The 18,423-nt window shown below is 66.9% G+C and carries 14 protein-coding genes; 5 read left to right on the top strand and 9 right to left on the bottom strand.

The genetic code is table 11. The annotated features are described in order from the left end of the window. Nucleotide 1 precedes the first annotated feature (1 nt). Nucleotides 2-898: an isoaspartyl peptidase/L-asparaginase family protein gene (locus C7I55_RS11970; RefSeq protein WP_106513122.1), complete on the top strand. Its 897-nt coding sequence runs from the start codon at nucleotides 2-4 to the stop codon at nucleotides 896-898. After that, a complete protein-coding gene (locus C7I55_RS11965; RefSeq protein WP_106513120.1) occupies nucleotides 891-1,706 on the top strand; it encodes a cyanophycinase in 816 nt (271 codons plus the stop codon). The genes C7I55_RS11970 and C7I55_RS11965 overlap by 8 nt, the downstream gene beginning before the upstream one ends. 30 nt (nucleotides 1,707-1,736) lie before the next feature. Here the strand turns inward: C7I55_RS11965 and C7I55_RS11960 are convergent, their stop codons facing one another. The 4 genes from C7I55_RS11960 to C7I55_RS11950 all read right to left on the bottom strand — a co-directional run bounded on the left by C7I55_RS11960 (nucleotide 1,737) and on the right by C7I55_RS11950 (nucleotide 4,469). Beyond that, nucleotides 1,737-2,012, bottom strand: coding sequence for a phosphopantetheine-binding protein (locus C7I55_RS11960; RefSeq protein WP_106513119.1), 276 nt, complete (start codon nucleotides 2,010-2,012; stop codon nucleotides 1,737-1,739). A gap of 2 nt (nucleotides 2,013-2,014) precedes the next feature. Next, entirely contained in the window at nucleotides 2,015-2,188 is a 174-nt protein-coding gene (locus C7I55_RS28490; protein ID WP_199192794.1) for a hypothetical protein, read from the bottom strand. 194 nt (nucleotides 2,189-2,382) lie between these two features. Continuing rightward, entirely contained in the window at nucleotides 2,383-3,126 is a 744-nt protein-coding gene (locus C7I55_RS11955) for a peptidoglycan-binding domain-containing protein (protein WP_106513118.1), read from the bottom strand. Then, nucleotides 3,123-4,469 carry a hypothetical protein gene (locus C7I55_RS11950; RefSeq protein WP_106513117.1) on the bottom strand — a complete coding sequence of 449 codons (1,347 nt, stop codon included), beginning with the start codon at nucleotides 4,467-4,469 and terminating at the stop codon, nucleotides 3,123-3,125. The genes C7I55_RS11955 and C7I55_RS11950 overlap by 4 nt, the downstream gene beginning before the upstream one ends. 226 nt (nucleotides 4,470-4,695) lie before the next feature. Here C7I55_RS11950 and C7I55_RS11945 point away from each other — a divergent pair, with 226 nt between their 5' ends. After that, on the top strand, nucleotides 4,696-5,517 hold the full coding sequence (locus C7I55_RS11945) for a hypothetical protein (protein ID WP_106513116.1): 822 nt from the start codon (nucleotides 4,696-4,698) through the stop codon (nucleotides 5,515-5,517). A 133-nt stretch (nucleotides 5,518-5,650) separates the two neighbouring features. On the opposite strand, the gene C7I55_RS11940 is transcribed toward C7I55_RS11945, so the two are convergent. The 5 genes from C7I55_RS11940 to C7I55_RS11920 all read right to left on the bottom strand — a co-directional run bounded on the left by C7I55_RS11940 (nucleotide 5,651) and on the right by C7I55_RS11920 (nucleotide 16,180). After that, nucleotides 5,651-10,531 carry a YDG domain-containing protein gene (locus C7I55_RS11940; protein WP_106513115.1) on the bottom strand — a complete coding sequence of 1,627 codons (4,881 nt, stop codon included), beginning with the start codon at nucleotides 10,529-10,531 and terminating at the stop codon, nucleotides 5,651-5,653. Nucleotides 10,532-10,554: 23 nt separating this feature from the next. After that, the gene (locus C7I55_RS11935; protein ID WP_106513113.1) at nucleotides 10,555-12,345 is read right to left on the bottom strand and encodes a ShlB/FhaC/HecB family hemolysin secretion/activation protein; all 1,791 of its coding nucleotides are present in this window, start codon (nucleotides 12,343-12,345) and stop codon (nucleotides 10,555-10,557) included. 146 nt (nucleotides 12,346-12,491) lie between these two features. Next, the gene (locus C7I55_RS11930; protein WP_106513112.1) at nucleotides 12,492-12,893 is read right to left on the bottom strand and encodes a DUF3617 domain-containing protein; all 402 of its coding nucleotides are present in this window, start codon (nucleotides 12,891-12,893) and stop codon (nucleotides 12,492-12,494) included. Nucleotides 12,894-12,961: 68 nt separating this feature from the next. Continuing rightward, a complete protein-coding gene (locus C7I55_RS11925; protein WP_106513111.1) occupies nucleotides 12,962-13,417 on the bottom strand; it encodes a hypothetical protein in 456 nt (151 codons plus the stop codon). A 129-nt stretch (nucleotides 13,418-13,546) separates the two neighbouring features. Continuing rightward, nucleotides 13,547-16,180: a BTAD domain-containing putative transcriptional regulator gene (locus C7I55_RS11920; RefSeq protein WP_146151003.1), complete on the bottom strand. Its 2,634-nt coding sequence runs from the start codon at nucleotides 16,178-16,180 to the stop codon at nucleotides 13,547-13,549. 200 nt (nucleotides 16,181-16,380) lie between these two features. Here C7I55_RS11920 and C7I55_RS28130 point away from each other — a divergent pair, with 200 nt between their 5' ends. Together C7I55_RS28130 and C7I55_RS11905 are read left to right on the top strand one after the other, a co-directional pair. Next, entirely contained in the window at nucleotides 16,381-17,868 is a 1,488-nt protein-coding gene (locus C7I55_RS28130) for a hypothetical protein (protein ID WP_158266397.1), read from the top strand. A gap of 104 nt (nucleotides 17,869-17,972) precedes the next feature. Then, nucleotides 17,973-18,407 carry a DUF805 domain-containing protein gene (locus tag C7I55_RS11905; RefSeq protein ID WP_146151002.1) on the top strand — a complete coding sequence of 145 codons (435 nt, stop codon included), beginning with the start codon at nucleotides 17,973-17,975 and terminating at the stop codon, nucleotides 18,405-18,407. Nucleotides 18,408-18,423: the final 16 nt, after the last annotated feature.

Here is an 18,423-nt window from a genome sequence, read left to right as displayed (position 1 = left end):
CATGTTCGAAAATCCGTCGGGCCCCTGGGCCCTGATCGTCCACGGCGGCGCCAAGCAGATGGCGCCCGGTGAGGAGGACGACAATCGCCGGGGCGTGCTCCAGGCGCTCGCCGAAGGCCGCAAGCGGCTCGAAGCGGGCGGCAGCGCGGTCGACGCGGTCGAGGCGGTCATCCGCACGCTCGAGGATCTGCCGGTGTTCAACGCCGGCCACGGCTCCAGTCTCAACGCGGCGGGAGAGGTCGAGATGTGCTCGGGCATGATGGACGGGCGCACGCTCAGCGTCGGCGCCGTCGGCGCGATCAGGGGTGTCCGCAACCCCGTCTCGGTGGCGCGCGCAATGCTGGACGAGAAGGAGACGCTGATCGTCGGCGAGGGCGCGTCCCTGTTCGCCAGGCGCAAGAACATCCCGCTGGTCGACAATGACGAACTCGTCACCGCGCAGCGGGAGAGCGAGCTCGCCGAGCATGACACGGTCGGCGCGGTGGCGCTGGACATGGGCGGCAACATCGCCGCGGGAACATCGACCGGCGGTCTCACCGGTGCGCCGGTTGGCCGGATCGGCGACAGCCCGGTGCCCGGATGCGGCTTCTACGCCGACAACCATGTCGGCGCAGTCGCCTTTTCCGGCGACGGCGAGACCATCCAGCGTCTCGCCCTCGCCGGACGGGTGATGGCCGCGCTCGATCGCGGCGAGCATCCGGAGCAGGCCGTCGCGAGCGCCGTCGCCCTGCTTCCGGGCACCGGCGGCGCCGGGGCGGACGGCGGCGGGATCGCGATCACCAAGGACGGACGGGTGGGCTGGGCGCACAACAGCCCGGATTTTGCGGTGGCGATGATCACCAGCGACATGACCGGGCCCAAGGCGTGGCTCGGCAAGAAAGAAGAGAAGAATGGCTGACCAGGAAACGACACCGCGCGGCACGTTGATCATCATCGGCGGGCACGAAGATCGCGACCCGAAGGGCAAGCGCACGATCCTGCGCGAATTCGCGCGGCGGTCAAAAGGGGGCAAGGTCGTCCTCGCGACCGTCGCCAGCCATCAGCCGGAAGGCTATTTCGACGAATATGAGGCCGCCTTCGCCGATCTCGAGTCCGGCGAACTGGTCGAGCTCTATGTCGAGGAGCGCAGCCAGGCCTCGGATCGCGACAAGCTCGACGTCCTCGACGACGCCGCCGGCATCTTCTTCTCGGGCGGCGACCAGCTCCGAATCACCAGCCAGATCGGCGACACCCGCATCGAGGACAAGGTGCGCCGCCTGTACGAACGCGGCGGCGTGATCGCCGGCACCTCGGCGGGCGCCAGCGTGATGAGCGAGACGATGCTCGTGCAAGGGACCAGCCGCGAGACGCACCGGATCGGCGACCTCCACATGGCACCGGGTATGGGCCTCGTCCGCGACGTCATTATCGACCAGCATTTCGCCGAACGCGGCCGCATGGGCCGCCTGCTCGGCGCAGTCGCCCACAATCCGCGGGTGCTCGGGCTCGGCATCGACGAGGACACCGCGATCGTCCTCGAAGGCGACCGTTTCGAAGTGATCGGCAGCGGCGGCGTCTATGTCGTCGACGGCAGCCACGTCACTTACTGCAACGTCGCAGAGGCCCGCGCCGAATGTTCATTGTCGATGCACGACGTGCGGGTCCATGTCCTGTCGAGCGGAGACCACTTCGATCTCAAGGCACGCCAGCCGAGTCACCCGCGCTAAGCACAGGATCACCCCCAGCGCTGCCGCCCTTCACCGCCGACCGGTTGCAGGCCCGGATCCGGGCTGCGGCGCGGGCGACGCCATTTTCTCGCGGAGCAATTGCAGGGCGTCGCCGACGCAGGTGCAGCGTTCGCCTTCTTCCTCGCCGATTGCGACTCCGAGATCGTTCTCGAGCAGCATGGTCAGTTCGACGATGTCGAGCGAGTCGGCACCGAGATCCTCGTTGAAGCGGGCAGCGTCGCTGGCGCAGCCGGGCTCCCGCCCGAAATGCTCCGCGATGAGCGCCCTGACCGCGTCTTCGTCCATCGTCAGCCGGGAATGCTCACGCTGCGTGGGTCCCCGTCGGCACCGAACACGCGATCGAGATAGGTTTCGGCGAGCTGATAATGGAGCCGGACCTGGCGCTCGCCGCAGGCGCTCTGCGCACAGGCGATCTCCTGCTCGGCGCGGCGGTAGAAATAGTCGCGATCCTCGTCTGCCATGTCACGCTCCTTGCGGCGGTGCCTAAAGCGGAGGAAGTCGAGACCGGCGCGTCGACCGGCCCGAACACCGGTCTGCGGAGGGGTCACGCATCGTCCACATCACGCCTGCTGCAGCGCAACAAAAATGCAACGATCCCCCGCCGCCGTCAACGGAGTCGTTCGTGAAGATTTCGCAGGACCTGTGTCGGAGTGGGTCAGCCGGGGATCGCGTCGAGCGCGGCTTGGTTGGTCACGAAATAGCGGTCCGCCAGATATTTCGGTTCATAGCTGCGGACGTCGAGATGGACCCAAGTCGGCGCGATGTCCGCCGGCTCGAGCGACTTGCGGTTGAGCGCGCTCCAGCCGATCTGGGCATGGGCTTGCTCGACGAGGATGCCGCGCAGGCTGTTGCAGCGCGTGCGATCGGTTCCGCCGCTGCCGAGGATGTCGATGTCGATCGCCTTGCCGTGATGGTTGGTGCTGGTGCGCTGGTGGTCGGCATTGTCGACCGAGCAGCGATAGGCGGAGTTGATCGTCAGCGTCCAGTTGCGCGCCCGGGCGTAGAATTGCGCCGCGCGATAGGTCCACAGCAGCATCCGGTGGAGGCCCGGATATTCGTAGAGATTGTAGACCTCGATCCGTTCGGGCCGGCGATACTCGCCCTTGAAGCGGCCGCGCCCGAAGCCCGGACACACGCCGCACGGACAGCGCAGCGCTTTGAAGTCGACCGGATGGGCCCTGGCGAAGTCGCCGATCGCCGCCATCGTCGCGGCGTCGGCGCGCCCGTGCGGCGCCGTCATGCGCATCACCGCACGCTGGAAGGCGGTGACCTGCATCTCCGTCCCCGGCCCGTAATCGCCGTCGGGAATGGTGCCGCGGAAGCCGGCCAGCCGCATCTGCAACTCGACGACATCAGCGCCCCTGTCGCCGCGCTTGAGCGGGGGAAGGATCGTGCTCATGGCTCGCCCTCGAGCGGATCGATCTTGTCGGTCCAGCCGACACCCTCCTCGTCCGCCTCGCGGCGATTGGGCGTGCGGGCCCCAACCCCGCCGCCTTCCGGTGTCGGCCCCTCGGCATCGAGGGCCGGATCGGGCTGGCTCGGCGGCTGCGGTTCGGGCGCTGGTGTGACGGCAGGCGCAAGTGCGAGTGTAGACCCGGGCTGGCCGACGGCCGGCGCGGGCTTCGGGAATTGCCGGTCCTCCGACGATTCCTCCGGGCTCTTTTCGTGCGGCTTCACCGTCGAGCGGATCACCATGAACTTGTTCAGCAGATCGAACCAGAAGGGCGCGCCCATCGATACCGCGAGCGCGGTCAGCAGCCAGCCGGGCAGCGGCCGCCACGGCGCATCGGGCGAGGCCAGCCACGCGCCGACATCCCATCCGAACTGCCAGGGCCACGACAGGTGCCGGTTCTCCCAGCCGATCGGCAGGCCGAGATTGCGGACCCGGCGCTCGGCGCAGCTGGCGCTGGCGACACCGCGCGCCGCGCCGTCCGGCAGGGACGCGGCCGCGCCGGTCGCCGCCTCCGGCGGGCATCCGAGCATGGTCAGCATCGCCGTCTGATCCCCGCCCGCCGCAGCCTGGACCCGCGCCTGCTCGACCACCGCCTCCGCATCCGTGACGATGACCGCCCGCAGCGCGTCGTCGCGGTAGAGCGATTTGGCGACATGCAGCGTGTCGATGTTGAGCGTCATCGCGGTGAACAGGCCCAAGGCGAGCAGGATCCACTGCGTCTCCTTCCGGTACCAGCCCGAGACCCGGTCCATGCCGCTGTCGAACCATGCCTGCAGGTTGAGCCGCGCCTGATCGAGGTCGCCTCTGGCATTGTCGAGCGCGATCAGGACGGCGCGGCGCACCCGCGGGTCGGCGATGCGGGTCGAGGCGCCCTCGCGGATCGCCGCGAGCGACAGCGACGCATCCGCGTCATCCCCGGTCGGGCTGCCGCGGCCTGCGAGATCCATGATCGCCAGGGCAAAGTTGCGGGCCGGAACGTAAGCGGGAAGATTGTTGCGGAACGGCATCCGCTTCCAGGTGTCCTTGTGCTGGGAATAGCGCCGCGTCAGCTTCTCGGGATCGTAGGTCCCGCGATAGAGCGAACTGATCAGCGGATGCTCGTAGAGTTCGCGGACCAGCCCCTCGCCGCCCTCGTCCTTGAGCAATTCGCGGATCCCGCGTTCGAGGTGGATGGCGCGGGTCTGGAGGAACCCCTCGATCGCCTCCCGCGCCGCCGAGAGCAGGACGCTGAGGATGAAGAAGAGGAAGATCAGGCCGATTGCGACTTCGAGCAGTTCCGATCCGAACATGGTCAGTGGTTCCCCCCGCCTTGAGCCCGCCCCCCTGCGGCGCACATCGCACTTCGAACGCACGCTGTTCCCATCACGATACCTGCAATCGCGCGGGCACGGAAGTCGCATCGGCTCCGAAGATGGTGACCAACGACATTCACGCGCCTTTCACGGCGGCGGTCCCCCGGGCGCCCCGACCGCTTCGGCACGCTCTCGCTCCTCACCAGGATCGAAAGGATCTCCCATGCCGAAACATCTCCGTTCCTCCCGCCGCCGGCGACATGTCCCCCTTCTTCGGGGAACCAGCCTGGCCTTTCTTTCGCTCCTGTCCTGCGGAGTGGCGCAGGCCCAAAGCGACGCGGATCTGCTCGCTCCCCTGGTTCCAAGCGAGTCCGCGACCGCGGACGACGACCTGCTCGCACCGTTGACACCGCCGCCGTCCGACGATGACCTGCTCGCGCCGCTGACGCCGCCCCCATCCGATGACGACGACCTGCTTGCGCCGCTGACACCGCCCCCGTCCGACGATGACGACCTGCTCGCACCGCTGACGCCGCCTCCATCCGACGATGACGACCTGCTCGCACCGCTGACTCAGTCGAGACCTGCCAAACCCCGTATTCCGCCGAAGGACCTAAGCGAAGAGGAGCTGATCGCGGAGGGCGCGAAGATGATCCGCTCGATGGACGCCTCCGAGATTGCGAGGAGCATCGAGTGGGCCGGCTCCGAGATGGACAAGGCGATGAAGACCATGCCCAAGGCCGACCTTCAGAAGGCGATCAGGGCCGTGGAGGCGATGGACGGGATGGACAATCTGATCGATGCGGGTGCCGGCGCCGGCGGCGCGGCATCGGGCGGCGGCGAGTTCCCGATCCCGCTGGAGATCGACATGGCCGAGCAGGCCGAATGGGAACGCCGCCAGCGCGAGAGCAATGGAACGCTCGTACTGATCGAGCGGCCCTATGAAGTCATGGACTGCCGAAACGACGATGGCGCCGACGTCTGCATCCTCAAGCGCAAGATCCGCTACGAGCTCGCGCCGGTACGCCCCGCATCCGCGCCCTGACGACAGGGAATCGGCGCCGGCGCGGAGGTTGAACCGCGCCGGCGCCGTTATCGTGTGAATCCGGCAGTCTCAGGGCAGGCTGCGCGACCGCGCTGCCTGCCCTCGTCCCATCCGCGCCTGCTGGGCACGCCCGTCAGGAGCACTCGCTTTCTCTCTCCGGCGCGCCACATTCCGGCGCGGCCGTCCAGCGAAGCGGGGTTCCTGTCGACTGCAGCGCCTGAGCGCGGCCGCCTAATTCGAACTCCTGGTAGAGGCGCGGAGTCCAACCGGCGGACGGATCGGGATCGATGGTGAAGGTGCCGGCCTGGAACTGCAGATCGTAATTGTCGGAGAGCGCAAGCGTGCCGAGGCCGATCCGATAGGCGCCGGGCGCATTGCCGGGCTCGCGCTGCAGCATCCCCGCGAAGACCTCGCCGTCGACGAGACTTCCCGACAGGATCGAGAAGCGCAACGGCGGCACCGATCCCGATCGGGGTGCGTGAACGTCGTCGGCGCGCACGCTGATCGTACGCCTGGCGATGTCCGCCGTCGCGGTTGGTGCCACGGCCAGAGTGTAGTTGGCGGAATCCGCGCCTGCCAAGCCAAGGCCGGACACGAGGACCTGTTTGTCGATGCCGGCATTCTTGTCGACGAAGGCGTAGCGGCCGCCCTCGATCACGATCTCATCTCCGGCGACCAGGCCGTCGAGGGCTGCCGCCCTACCGACCGCGGCCACGCTCCCGTCATAGACCTTGTCGTCCGCCACGACGCCGACGGTCACCATCTTGCGATTGATGCTTGCGGTCGTCGTGGCCGGAACGACCAACGCGTAATTGCCGCTGTCCGCCCCGCCGAGCGCAATGCCCGACACCAGCACCTGCTTGCCGGCGCCGGCATTCTTGTCGACAAAGGCGAAGTCGCCGCTGGTGAAGGACAGGGCGTCGCCGGCGACGATGCCGTCGGTCGAATTGATCCGCCCCGATGCGCGGGTGCCGCCGTCATAGGTCTTGGCGTCTGCGGTCACGGCGACCACCACGTCCCTGCGCAGGATGTCGGCCGTGGTCGTGGCCGGAAGAACGAGGGTGTAATTGCCGCTGTCGGCGCCGCTCATGCCGATGCCCGAGACGAGCACCTGCTTGCCGGCGCCGGCATTCTTGTCGGCAAACGCGAAGTCGCCGCTGGTGAAGGACAGCGCGTCGCCCGCGACGATGCCGTCGGTCGAAATGATCCGCCCCGATCCGCGGGTACCGCCATCATAGGTCTTGGCGTCTGCGGTCACGGCGACCACCACGTCCCTGCGCAGGATGTCGGCCGTGGTCGCGGCCGGAAGAACGAGGGTGTAATTGCCGCTGTCGGCGCCGCTCATGCCGATGCCCGAGACGAGCACCTGCTTGCCGGCTCCGGCGTTCTTGTCGGCGAACGCGAAGTCGCCACTGGTGAAGGACAGCGCGTCGCCCGCGATGATGCCGTCGATCGCAGTGATTCGCCCGGACGCGCTTGTGCCGCCGTCATAGGTCTTGGTGTCGGCGGCCACGGAGACGGCGACATCCTTGCGCAGAATGTCGGCAGCGGCCGTCGCAGGGGTAGCGAAGCTGTAATTCCCCGCGTCCGCTCCGCCGAAGGTCAGGCCGGAGATCGAAACGGTCTTCCCGACGCCCGCATTCTTGTCGGAAAATGCGAATTCGCCCCCGCCCAGCACGACATCGTCGCCCGTCACCAGACCGTCGAACCTGGAAACACGACCGGTCGCCGAACGTGTGCCGTCATAGATCTTGCTGTCGGCCGCGATGGTGACCTGAACATCCTTGCGCAGGATATCGGCGACGGCGCCGATCGGCCCGTCGATGACGTAATTGGCGGCATCCGCTCCGTGAAGAGCAACGCCGGCGGCGGTGACGATCTTGCCGGTACCGGCATTCTTGTCGTCGAAGCGAAAGACGCCGGAGGCGTTCACGACGTCGTCGAACAACAGACCGCTGAGCGCGATGCTCCCCGATGCAGCGTCGGTGCCGTCATAGACCTTGCTGTCGACCGTGGCAGCGGCGGTCAGCTGCTTCGGGGACACCCTGAGCACGCCGGAACTCTCGAACGCCAGATCGTAACCGCCGCTCGCCACCAGCGACCCTTGAGCGATGTCGATCGTGTAGGGACCGCCCGCGACTCCGGCGGTTGCGGCGGCACCGGCGGAGGTGAGCACCGGACGCCCTTGAACGATGTCGCTGAACACATCGCCCTGGAAAGCGCCTGCGACGCCCTGGTGCAGTCCGACGAAATTGTAGCGGTTCGCGAGATACGCAGCGACGTCCGTCCCGTAGGTCTTGTCGAACTGAACGGAATAGAAAGTCAGCGTTGGACGATGGGTGAAGACGTAGCGATCCCCGTTCAGACTGGTTATCGGACTGCGCGAAGCATCGCTTCCCCAGATCGCGCGATTGCCGCTGTCGAGACCGCCAAAATTCTGGCCATCCGGCGTGTTCAGGTAGATGGCCCAATTCTTGGTCGCCGAGATCGCACTCCCGCCACCCGAGTTGGTGAATCGATCGCCGACCGCCAGCGAGACAAGCTCGCCGCCGAGGCTGCTCCCTCCGCCGATCTGCAAGCTGCCTGAGGTGACCAGTGACACGTCCCCCGCGAACCGATTGCTGCCGATGATCTCGATCCAATTGTGATCATTGACCAGATCGAGACTGGTCGCCGACAGATCCCGGATCGCTCCGATGTGGTTGTTACCCGTCAGCGAAACCTCGCCACGGAGACTTCCCGTCAGCGTCCCTGCGGTGAGTTCGGCACCACTTGCCTGAACAAGGGCGCCACCCTCGACGGTGAGATTCTTCGCGGTCAATTTGGAGTGGAGAGCGATCGTGCCGCCATCAGCCACCTTGAGCCATACTGAACGGCCGCTGAGGGCATGATCGAGCACGAGATCGTCCGAAAGAATTTCCACGTTCCCTCCGCCACTCACGGCGCCCACCTTCACCACACCGGCGCCCCCGCTCGGGTGTTCCGTCCTCAGCGATATGGTCTTCCCCGCGGTTACGTCGCCCGCGTCTACGGAGCCGATGCCGGCGGTGAGGAAGGCGGAGCCGGTGTCGGCACGAACGTCGCCCGCGCTGACCGTCGTTCCGTAAGCGTTCACGCTGTCGGCAGCGTGGAGACTACCGGTCCGCAGCACATCTTCGCTCATCAGCGAGATGGAGGCGCCTGCCTTGACGTGGCCGAGATCGACAATGCCCGCGCCATAGGCATTGACGAGGACGTCCGAGGTGGCATCGATTCCGTCGACCGTAATCCCGCCGCCACGCGACGTCAGCGTGATGGCGCGCCCCGCGGCCGAGCCGAGAGCTATCCCATCCGCGGAAGTCTCGACCGCAACATCGTCGGTGCGCGAACGGACATTCCGCGCCGTCAGCGTCTTTCCGGCGAGCGTGACCTTGTTCTCGCCGATCAGATCACCACCGAATTCCATTCTCAGGCCGCTCATGGTGAGCGCGCCCGCGGAGGTGATCGAGTCCGCTCGAAGATCATCCGTGGTGGCGATGAGCAGATCGCTGCCGACGTTCAAGTTGCCGAAGGTGATGTCTGCCTGATAGGAATCGAGCCCCGCGATCGCGCCGACGTCGACGTCTCCGAGCGTCACCCGCTGGTCGGTTCCGCCACCAAAGAGCAGCGATCGGGATGAACGAATGCGACTGGACCGGTCGAAATTGGCTCCTCCCGTCGTCAACAGAACCGTGGCTCTTTGACTATCCAGCGTCAGCCCGGCACCCCCGTTGATCCCACCGGTTCCGGCATTCGTCTGAATGTAGGCGGCAGCGATCACTTCGGAATCCGAGTCATCGCCAAGGTAGATAGCCCTTCCATTCACGGAGACATTGAAGGCGGTCACGTCACCGGTGATGGAGGCGACCTCGCTTCCGTAGAGCGCAATCGTCTGCTTCGCGTCGAGGCCGCCGGCGTAGAGGTACAGACCGGTGAGCACCATCTCGTCCGCAAACACCTGATTGACCTCGACGATGCCGCGCCCCTCAACCGATGCGGCGCCAGCGGCATCGACCAGGTTCACACCGACATTGCTGTTTCCGTCGACGATGATGTCGCGGCTCGAGCGGATTGTTCCCAGGCCCGTAATGTCGATCCGCGCACTCTGATTCGAGTGAACGACGACATTGGGCGCGGATACCTCGTTTCCGGCGAAGATGGTGACGCCGTGATCGCTTGCGGCAACGCCTGTGGCCGTGGCCAGCGCCTCAACTTCCAGCAGCCCGTCGGTCACGCCGGCCTGGCCGACGGCACCCAGAACGACATTGCGGCCGTTCGCCGCCCCACCCGCGCGCAAAGATGCCTGCAGACTGCCCCGGCTGATTTCGAATTTCAGCGGACTCCCGACAGCGGACTGGACTGTCACACGGCCCGCGGCGATGGCGGCCAGATCGCCTCCGGCCTGCAAACTGCCGTCCGAAGATAGGGTGTCGCCGAGGAGAACGAGATCCCCCTTGGTCTGCATCTGGGCCCCGCTGCCGACAATCAGGTAGGCATTGGGATTGTCGTTGCTGGTGAAAGTCAGGCGGCCGTCGCCATCGAGGAAATCGGCATCGGTCACATCCAGGGTGGACGCGACGAGCGACCCCAGATTCACCTGCGACGACGATCCGAACATGATCCCGTTGGAGTTGACCAGATACACCGAGACGTTGGCATCAGAGGTCAGGGCGCCGCCGATCGTGGTCGGCTGGGTACCGAGCACGCGATTGAGAATCGCGACGTTGGCTGCCTGGCTGCCATTGCCGTTGCGGAAGGCCGCGATGCTGCCGGCCTGAACATTGAAATCGGTCCAGTTGACGATGCCGGAACCGGTCGCAGAGACATTGAGATTGGTACCGCTCACCGCAACGGAAACCGGGCCGGTCCGGCTTTGTACGGTCCCGAAGCCGCCCATCTGCTGGGCGACGGCAGGGCTTGCCGATGCGAGGATCCCGCACAAGGCGGTGGTGAGCGCAAGAAGCCGGCGGCGTGGAAGGCGCGAAGAAAAAGACATGGTCGAATACTCCTGTCCGTCGCTCAGCGGAGCGGCGGCGAGAATTGGGCGGTGAGCGAGAGAAGCAGCCGATCGGCGGACCGTGGGGCGTCGCTGCGGAGCGCACGATCGAGCGGATGCGCGTAGATCGCCTCGAGCAGGAATTTCCCGCCCAGCGCAGCGCGGACACCGCCTCCGATCGAGGCCAGCCCGCGCCCGCTTTCGGTCGAGAAGCGATCGAGGTTCCACAGCCAGGCTTGGTCGTAGAAGCCGAAGATCTCGGCGGAAGCCCGCTGGCCGCGATACGCCGCGGCGCGGACTTCGCCGCGCAAGCCGATGGCCGAGTCCGCGCTGTTCGCCCCCGGATCGTAGCCGCGTCCGATCGTCAGGCTGCCGATCGAGAATTTCTCAAAGCTGAGCAGTGGATCGCTTGCGACCTGAACCCTGCCGGCGGCGGCAAGGCTGAAGATCGGGCCAAGGCCGATCTGCCCGTCGAGATCGGCCCGGACGACCGTCGCGGTCGGATCGCCGCGCAGGTTGGAAGGCGTGTACCCGCCGGCATATGTGCCGGGATCGAACCGCTCGGTCGCGCCGAGGACGTCGAGACCTTGCCGCAGCTCGATGGCACCCGACACCGTGTAGCCATGCCCGTCATGGGACGCCTTAGCGAGGTTCGCGGAGAGCCGGGCGAAGCCGACCCGAAGCTTGTCACGGGTCAGCGGAATATCGGTTCCGGCGAAGGTGGCGATCGTTCGCTGCTCGATCACGTCGAGGCCGATGGTGGCCATCGCGTTCCTGCCGAGGCTCCGCTCCAGGGGTGCGGAGAGCGCGAGCGTTCCCACCATCGACCTGGATCCGACGTCCAGCCCACCGAGATCGGGATGAGACCAGGCGAAGGTCAGGCTCCCGTCCAGCCGAGCGCCATCCCGGTTCAGACCCAGACTGTGTCCGAACTGCAGGACCTGCTGTTCGTCGAGGTCGAGGGTGGTGGAGCCGCCGATGTAGGTGACGTCGCTGAGGCCGGTGAGACCATAAGCCTCGATCCTGCCATAAGCGGTCTCGCGCCCGGCCGACCGGCCATTGAAATTCTGGATGTTCCCGATCAGCGCGATCGGGCGATAGGAAACGCGCAATGTTCCGATCACATCTCCTGGATTGGTCCCGGCCGGACTTAGAGACAGCTCGACGCTGAGGCCGGGCACATCGCCGGCCAGCAGCAACAGGCGCTCCGCTGCGCGTTCGTTGAACGGATCCATTGCCTTGAGCTGCGCCGCACGGTCGGCGATCAGTCGGGCATAATGGCCGCCGGTCCTGCCTTCGACATCGAGCCGCACCAGGCGGGCGGTGACGACGGTCAGGGTCAATTCGCCGCCGTTGGAGACATCCTGCGGCAGGATCTGGACCGACGCGACATAGCCGGCATCACGAAGCAGCCGGTTGGCGGTATCGCGAAGGTCGCAGAGCTGAACGACCGAACGGGCGCCCTCCTCCGCGCGAACCCCCGCGAGAAGCCGGGCCAATTCCGGCGCAATCGTTGTGCCATCCGGTGCGACGAAACGAACGCCAGCGAGCGCAACCTGCTGGTTCGACTGCTCGAAGGGGCACGGCACCTCGCGGAAAGCCCGGCTGCCGTCGACGCGCGCCTCCGCCGGAGGACGGGACGTCTGCGGTACCGGAGGCTGAACCTGTTCGCGGCTCGGAAGCTGACCCGGCGCGATCTGGGCGTTGACGGCACCGGACGACAGGATCGCGCCTGCCGTCATCAACCCGGCGGCGAGGCGTGCCGCGCACGACCGGGAACGCCCCGGCGCGGGCGCGAAGAGAGAGATCGTCATGTTCAGATTATCCACCTATTGTCCGCTCGGAAGCGGTTGCGGATGGCCGCGTCCGAGCGCCCATCCCTGTGCAATCGGCGACGTGCGCCGGATCCAGACTTGCCTCAAAGCCGTGCCGGAGATCGAGCCATGCGCCCTCCGTCCGCTCAGGCCGGGCAGCTCGCCCCGATCCGGCGCGCAGTTGTGGTGAAGACCATCTCGCGTGGCGATCCGCCGAGCTGGCCTTCGACACGTCGCCTCAGCACGAAGCCGTCGGGCCGGTAGTGGCCGGTGACCGTCTCCGTCGACCGCACGCCCCCTGACCCGGTACAGCTGGTGACGATGTCGATGCGGCCACCCGCAACCACATCCTTCCACAGCCGGCAGCCGCCGGACAGATCCGGCCGGGCAAATCCGCCCTCGGCAAGCACGGACTGGAAGCAACTGCGCGTCACCGAGGGAAGGCTGGTGTCGGTACCGACCGTGGTGAGCTCGTAGAGGCCCGGTTCGATCCCGACGGACGCTGCCAGTGCCGGCATCGAGACGCCCAGCAGGAGCAGGAAGACCATCCGCCTGCGTCGACGGCTGACGGAGGGATCAGCGCGTGCCGCTCCCACGTCCGCCCGCGATGCCCGCGTCAGGCGGCCGGGCACTGGCGATAGGCACCGATCTTGGCAAGCCGGTCGAGCCGCGTCTGTTGCTCCGCAGTCGGCTGGGGCCCGGTCTGGGCCGGGGTCGAGCCGGTCTCACGTCCGGCGTTGTAGATCGCCTCTCCGGCGGACTGGCTGGCCGCGCGTGCGGCGATGCTGCCTGCGACGCTGGTGCCGCCCATTGTGCCGATCGCGCTTGGCACGGCCGCTCCCGCAAAAGTCTTGGCAAAGCCGAACAGGCCCTTGCCGAGCTTCTTGCCGGCGGCTTTCTTCTCGGCGCGCTTGGCGACCGCGGTGTTGATCTCCGCTTGCTCCCTGGCGACGTCCTCGCACGTCATCTGCTTGTCGTTGGGCTTGGCGCCGGGCACGGCCGGAGCAGCATGGGCAGCGGGATCGAGCGCGACCAGAAGCAGCGCGCCTGCGGCAAGACATGCCGTTTTCATGACTGGGTCCTTTCTTGGGTCGGCAAACCGGATCGGCTGCTGCGACGTGAGGACCTGTTGCCATCGAAAGGGTTTGCCGGGCCGGCCGGCGAGCGTGAAAGCGACGTGAAAGCGGGGCGGCGCGCCCCCCTAATCGAGGTCGGATCCGTAAATATCGATCTGCACATCCCGCCGCGCCAGCAGCAGTCCGCCATCCCGTCGAAGCGCGAAGCTCTGCATCCATGCGAGGTTCGTCGCGTCCGTGACCGCGCGATCCTCCCCCGAAGCCAGATCGTAGCGCCTCAGCCATCCGGGCGAATAGGGACCGGCCCGGCGCACGTAGAAGATCGCGTCGGACGTCACCGCCCAGTTGCGCCAGTCGCTCGGATGGACATCCTGCACGACCATTGTCTCTGGACCGCTCAAGCGACCATCGGCGCCGAAATCGCGGCGGCGTATGCCCCGCTGTCCGTCGACGACGTAATAGAGGCTCCTGCCGTTTGCCGACGGAACCGCGCGCCAGGGCCCCGCGTCCGTGACCGGGTGGGCCGATCGCGGCTGCGCCGGGTCCATCCGCCAGATCCGCCAGGCGCCGCCACGCCGCGACCCGAAGTACAAGGTCTGCCCATCGGGAGACCAGGCCGGCATGATCTCCTCGACCGCGTCGTTGGTGAGACGGACAGGCTCGCCCCCGTCGCGCCGGATCAGATAAAGATCGGGGCTGCCGTTGCGCAGGCCGACGAACGCGATCCAGCTGCCGTCAGGCGACCAGCTGAGATCTTCGAACCGCCACCCGGTGAATCGGGTTCGCTGCTTTGCCGGCTGTCCGGCGGGTGCGATCCAGATTTCGTCGTGACCCGACCGCCCCGACACGAACAGGACGTCGCCGGTGTTCGCCTCGGCTACGAACCGCGTGAACACGCCTGGCCGAACGGCCGGAAACGAAGTCGGCGCGGTGTCGGGCGAGGCGTCTTTCGGAAGCTGAAGCAGCGAATTACGCTCCTGCATCGCCTCGAACACCAGGCGATTGCGGCGTGCCGAATAGGACAAAGCGCGGAATTGAGACACGCCTGCAGAGAGGCGATGCGGCTCGCCCGGGCGGCTCGGATCGATCCACCAAAGGCCATAATCGCCCTTGCGTCGCGCCGAATAGATCAGGCCACGATCATCGTGTTCCCAAACAGCGCTCCACGAATGTCCCGCCGACAGCCGTTGCTCTTCGCCGGTTTCGAGATCGAGCAGCATCAGATCGAATGTGTCGAGCGAGCTCGATCGCTGGAAGACGACAAAGCGTCCGTCGTGCGACACGGAAGGTTCGAAGTCGCCAATCGATGCCTGCGGCGGATTGCTGATCGGCCGCACCTTTCCGCTTTCGACATCGAGGCGATAGAGGCGGATCGCCTTGCCGGACGCAGGCATGTCCCGGAACACCAGCGACCGGCCATCGGGCATCCAGGACAGAGACGTGCCATAATCGGTGATGCAGCGCCCGATCACCCGTTCGTCGCCGACCGGAACCGGCTTGAGGATGATCTCACACGGCCTGTCTCCCGACGGCGCAGTTCGGACGAACGCGATGGCAAGCCCGTCAGGGCGCCAGGCAACGGCCCCATCGCCAGCGGAATTGTCGGTCAGCCGCATTGGCGCGCCGTCGCCGGAGGCCGGGAGCAGATAGATGTCCCGGTTGCCGTTTCGCGTCATCGTATAGGCAAGTTGCTCGCCGTCCGGCGACAGCGCCGGAGCAGCCTCGATTTCGTCGCTGGTGGCGATCGGGAAGACCTGGCCAAGACGCGGCGGCGCGCCACCGTCGCGGGTCCAGAAATAGCCGAGCACGGCGATTGCAAGACAGAGCGCCGCGATCCCGGCGACGGGCAGGCGCCAGGACTTGAGACGCCCGCGCGATTGCGGCTGAGCGGGGAGCGGTGCCGGACCACTCGGCTCGGATCCCGGCAGCGCCAGCCGCTCGATCTCCGGACCGGGTACCAATGCGTTTCGACCGGGGTCCGGCCGGTCTGTCGCCGGCTGCGGGACAGCATCTTCAACGAGACGCCGGCGGCCGGATTTGATCTCCTCGTACAGGCGGGACGTTTCGGCTTCCGGGGCCACGGCAAGCTCGTGGCGCAGGAGATCGGACAGGCTGCGATACTGGGCGAGAGCAAGCGCGGCCCTGCCCTGCCGCGTATAGAGTTGCATCAGCCCGCGATGGCCGGCCTCGTTATAGGCATCGAGAGTCAGCAGGCGCAGCGCCGAGGCGATTCCTGCGTTGAGATCGCCGCCCGGCTGCAGCGCATCCTCGACGAGGCTGTGCAACACGCCCACGGCGCGCTGTCGCAGCCGCGCCTGCTCGACACCGAGCCACTCGTTGAAGCCGATGGAATCTTTCAGCGAGAAGCCGCCCAGCAAATCGGTGCGATAAAGCTCCGGCGCTTCGCTTCGCGCGGCATGATCTCCCTCGGCGAGCCGTTCGAACCGGCGGGCATCGACATCGACTTCCGGAGCGAGCCGGATGAAATCGCCCTCGGCCGAGAGAAGCGGGCTCTCCTCACTTTCGATCTTGCGGATCGCGGCGAGCGCCTGACGCAGGCTGACCCGCGCCTGAGCGGGATCGGCATTTTCCCAGAGCAAGGTCGCGAGCACCTCGCGGCGCGCCATCCTGTCCTGCTGCATTGCAAGATAGGCGAGCAAAGCCACCGCCTTGCGTGCGCTCAGCGGGACGTCGCCAGCGGTGCCGATCAGCCTGAAATTGTCGAGCAGGCGCAACTGCCAGCCTGAATCCGCGCCCACCGAACACCCCAAAAAGCTACGCGAGACCGGCGCCTATATCGTCCATCGCAGTGTTGAGCCAGCGCAGTGATGGGCCACGCAGTGATGCGAAAGAGCCCAGGGGACCGAGTTTCACGCCATTTTGACGCTGTCTCGCCGTGCCGACACGCGCCCGTCGGACATCCGACCGGCCGACCCGACACAAGGCTGAAAGCGACCCGATGTTCCGCGCCCGTTCGAAAATGCTTCCCTCCCTCCTCGCCGCCGCCGCCGCGGCGAGCGTCGCTGCGCCCGCTGTCGGTCAGTCGAGCGACAGCGACATGCTGGCGCCATTGGTCCCGCCGGCGCCGCCGCAATCCGACGACGATCTCCTTGCCCCCCTCGTGCCGGAGGATAGCGATTCGCTGGCACCGCTGATCCCCGAGAAGCCCCGCAAGGCCCGCAAGCCCGGCAAGACCACCCACATCGACGAGATCGAAATCGCGAAGCCCGAAAATGGCTGGGTGCTGGTGACCCGCAAGCGCATCGACCCCTGTGGCGATTTCGAGATCAGTTGGGGGGGCCGCAAGACGTGCCACCAGACAGTGCGCGAATATCACGAACTTGTTCCCGCCGGCACGCCTCCCTCCGAAGAGGAAGATGGCGGCGAAGAGCTCGCCTTGGACGATAGTGCCGGCGGGCCGCTGGGAGGCTCGCCTCCCAGCAGTCCCCCTTCGAAGACGACTGGCGGCCTGGGGGGAAGTGGAGGCGCCGGTGCTGGTGGTGGTGCTAGTGGTGGTGCTGGTGCTGGTGCTGGTGCTGGTGCTGGTGCTGGGAGTGGTGGTGGCGGCGGCGCGAAGGGCCCCTCGGGCAGCGGGGAAGGACCGAACGCGCCCGGCAATGCACCGTCGCAGCCGGGAGCCGGTGGCAGCACCGCAGCCCCGGTCCGGCCAGGGAGGGACGGTTTTGCGCGTCTCCGGGAATTCTCGGCGCGGCTCGACAGGGTCGCCGTCGAGGCGAAAGGCGCGGTCAGCGTCACGTTGACGCTGCGCAACGATTCGCGGGCCGCGAAATTGCTCGCGAACGGCGACTGGACCGTGTCGATCGCCGATGCCGACGGACTGGCCGTCAGCACCCGCGCGATCTGGATGCCGGGCAGCGGCCCGACCCGCCCGTTCGCGCTGATGCCCAATGTAGCGCCCGGCAACACCCAGCAATTGCGGTTCGTGCTGGATCCGGAAGCCGTCCGATCGAACCTCGTCAGTCTCTCCGTGCAACAGAACGGCGCCCCGCCCGCCACCTTCGATCTTCCCGGCGATCCGGCCTTGCGCAGCCCCGCTTTGCCTGCGCCCGACGTCTCCAACGCCGCTTTCGTGCCGCTCAAGAATGTCGAGGTTCGGCTCGACAAGGCGTCACCGGTTCCCGGAGGCAAGTTCGAGTTGTTCTTCACGGCCCGAAATCGCAGCGCAGCGCTTCAGTATCTCGGCGGAAGCAACCTCGTTTTCGCTGGTCGCAGCGCCGCCGGACAGGCGATCGTCAGCCGCCGCGAGACCTTCTCGATCCGCGGCCCGCGCGCCGCTCCGACCGGCATGGCGCCGATCCAGCCCGGGGCGGCTGCGCGGCTGCGCGTGCTGTTCGATGCACCCACTTTAGTGGCTCCGTTCACCGTCACCGACGGCACCCTCACCGCCACCCTGGTCGTACCGCCCGCGGAGGAGCCGGACTGGTGACTGCCATCCGTCGGCACGATCCCCCCATCATGAACTCGGCCGCGCCTGCCTAGGCGCGGCGCGACACTTACCCCCGCACACGCACAATCAAAGGACCATTCCAGATGCAAGACCTCCTCCCGCTCTATACCTCCGCCCACGGCAGTGTCTCGCGACGAGATTTCTGGGTGGCGGGGGCAGTGCTGCTCGTAGCGGGCATCGTGCTCGGCTTCATCCCGATCGTCGGATCGATCGCCTCGATCCTGCTTCTTTACCCGTGGACCTGCCTCGCGATGCGTCGCCTTCGCGACATGGGCCGCGCACCGGCCATCGCGCTGCTGCCCATCGGCCTCTGCACCGTCTCCGCGCTGCTTGCCATCGTCACTGCGGCGAGCATCTCCAACCCGGCGCTCCTCGGCACCGCGATGGTCCCCGGCGGAATTGCCGTTCTGGTCGGCACATTGTCGATGATCCTGGCGCTCGGCTTCCTGCTCTGGATCGGCCTTGCTCCCGGCGAGCACGAAAAGGCGATCTCGCCGCCACTGCACACTCGCCGCTGACCGAACAGGACGTAAC

Source organism: Allosphingosinicella deserti (assembly GCF_003012735.1).
GTDB classification, from domain to species: Bacteria; Pseudomonadota; Alphaproteobacteria; order Sphingomonadales; family Sphingomonadaceae; genus Allosphingosinicella; species Allosphingosinicella deserti.
This window is presented reverse-complemented; position numbering and strand designations above follow the sequence as displayed.

Coding starts and splice junctions, on each gene's coding strand:
- C7I55_RS11970 (WP_106513122.1), top strand. CDS start 2: ATGTTCGAAAATCCGTCGGGCCCCTGGGCCCTGATCGTCCACGGCGGC.
- C7I55_RS11965 (WP_106513120.1), top strand. CDS start 891: ATGGCTGACCAGGAAACGACACCGCGCGGCACGTTGATCATCATCGGC.
- C7I55_RS11960 (WP_106513119.1), bottom strand. CDS start 2,012: ATGGACGAAGACGCGGTCAGGGCGCTCATCGCGGAGCATTTCGGGCGG.
- C7I55_RS28490 (WP_199192794.1), bottom strand. CDS start 2,188: ATGGCAGACGAGGATCGCGACTATTTCTACCGCCGCGCCGAGCAGGAG.
- C7I55_RS11955 (WP_106513118.1), bottom strand. CDS start 3,126: ATGAGCACGATCCTTCCCCCGCTCAAGCGCGGCGACAGGGGCGCTGAT.
- C7I55_RS11950 (WP_106513117.1), bottom strand. CDS start 4,469: ATGTTCGGATCGGAACTGCTCGAAGTCGCAATCGGCCTGATCTTCCTC.
- C7I55_RS11945 (WP_106513116.1), top strand. CDS start 4,696: ATGCCGAAACATCTCCGTTCCTCCCGCCGCCGGCGACATGTCCCCCTT.
- C7I55_RS11940 (WP_106513115.1), bottom strand. CDS start 10,531: ATGTCTTTTTCTTCGCGCCTTCCACGCCGCCGGCTTCTTGCGCTCACC.
- C7I55_RS11935 (WP_106513113.1), bottom strand. CDS start 12,345: ATGACGATCTCTCTCTTCGCGCCCGCGCCGGGGCGTTCCCGGTCGTGC.
- C7I55_RS11930 (WP_106513112.1), bottom strand. CDS start 12,893: ATGGTCTTCCTGCTCCTGCTGGGCGTCTCGATGCCGGCACTGGCAGCG.
- C7I55_RS11925 (WP_106513111.1), bottom strand. CDS start 13,417: ATGAAAACGGCATGTCTTGCCGCAGGCGCGCTGCTTCTGGTCGCGCTC.
- C7I55_RS28130 (WP_158266397.1), top strand. CDS start 16,381: ATGTTCCGCGCCCGTTCGAAAATGCTTCCCTCCCTCCTCGCCGCCGCC.
- C7I55_RS11905 (WP_146151002.1), top strand. CDS start 17,973: ATGCAAGACCTCCTCCCGCTCTATACCTCCGCCCACGGCAGTGTCTCG.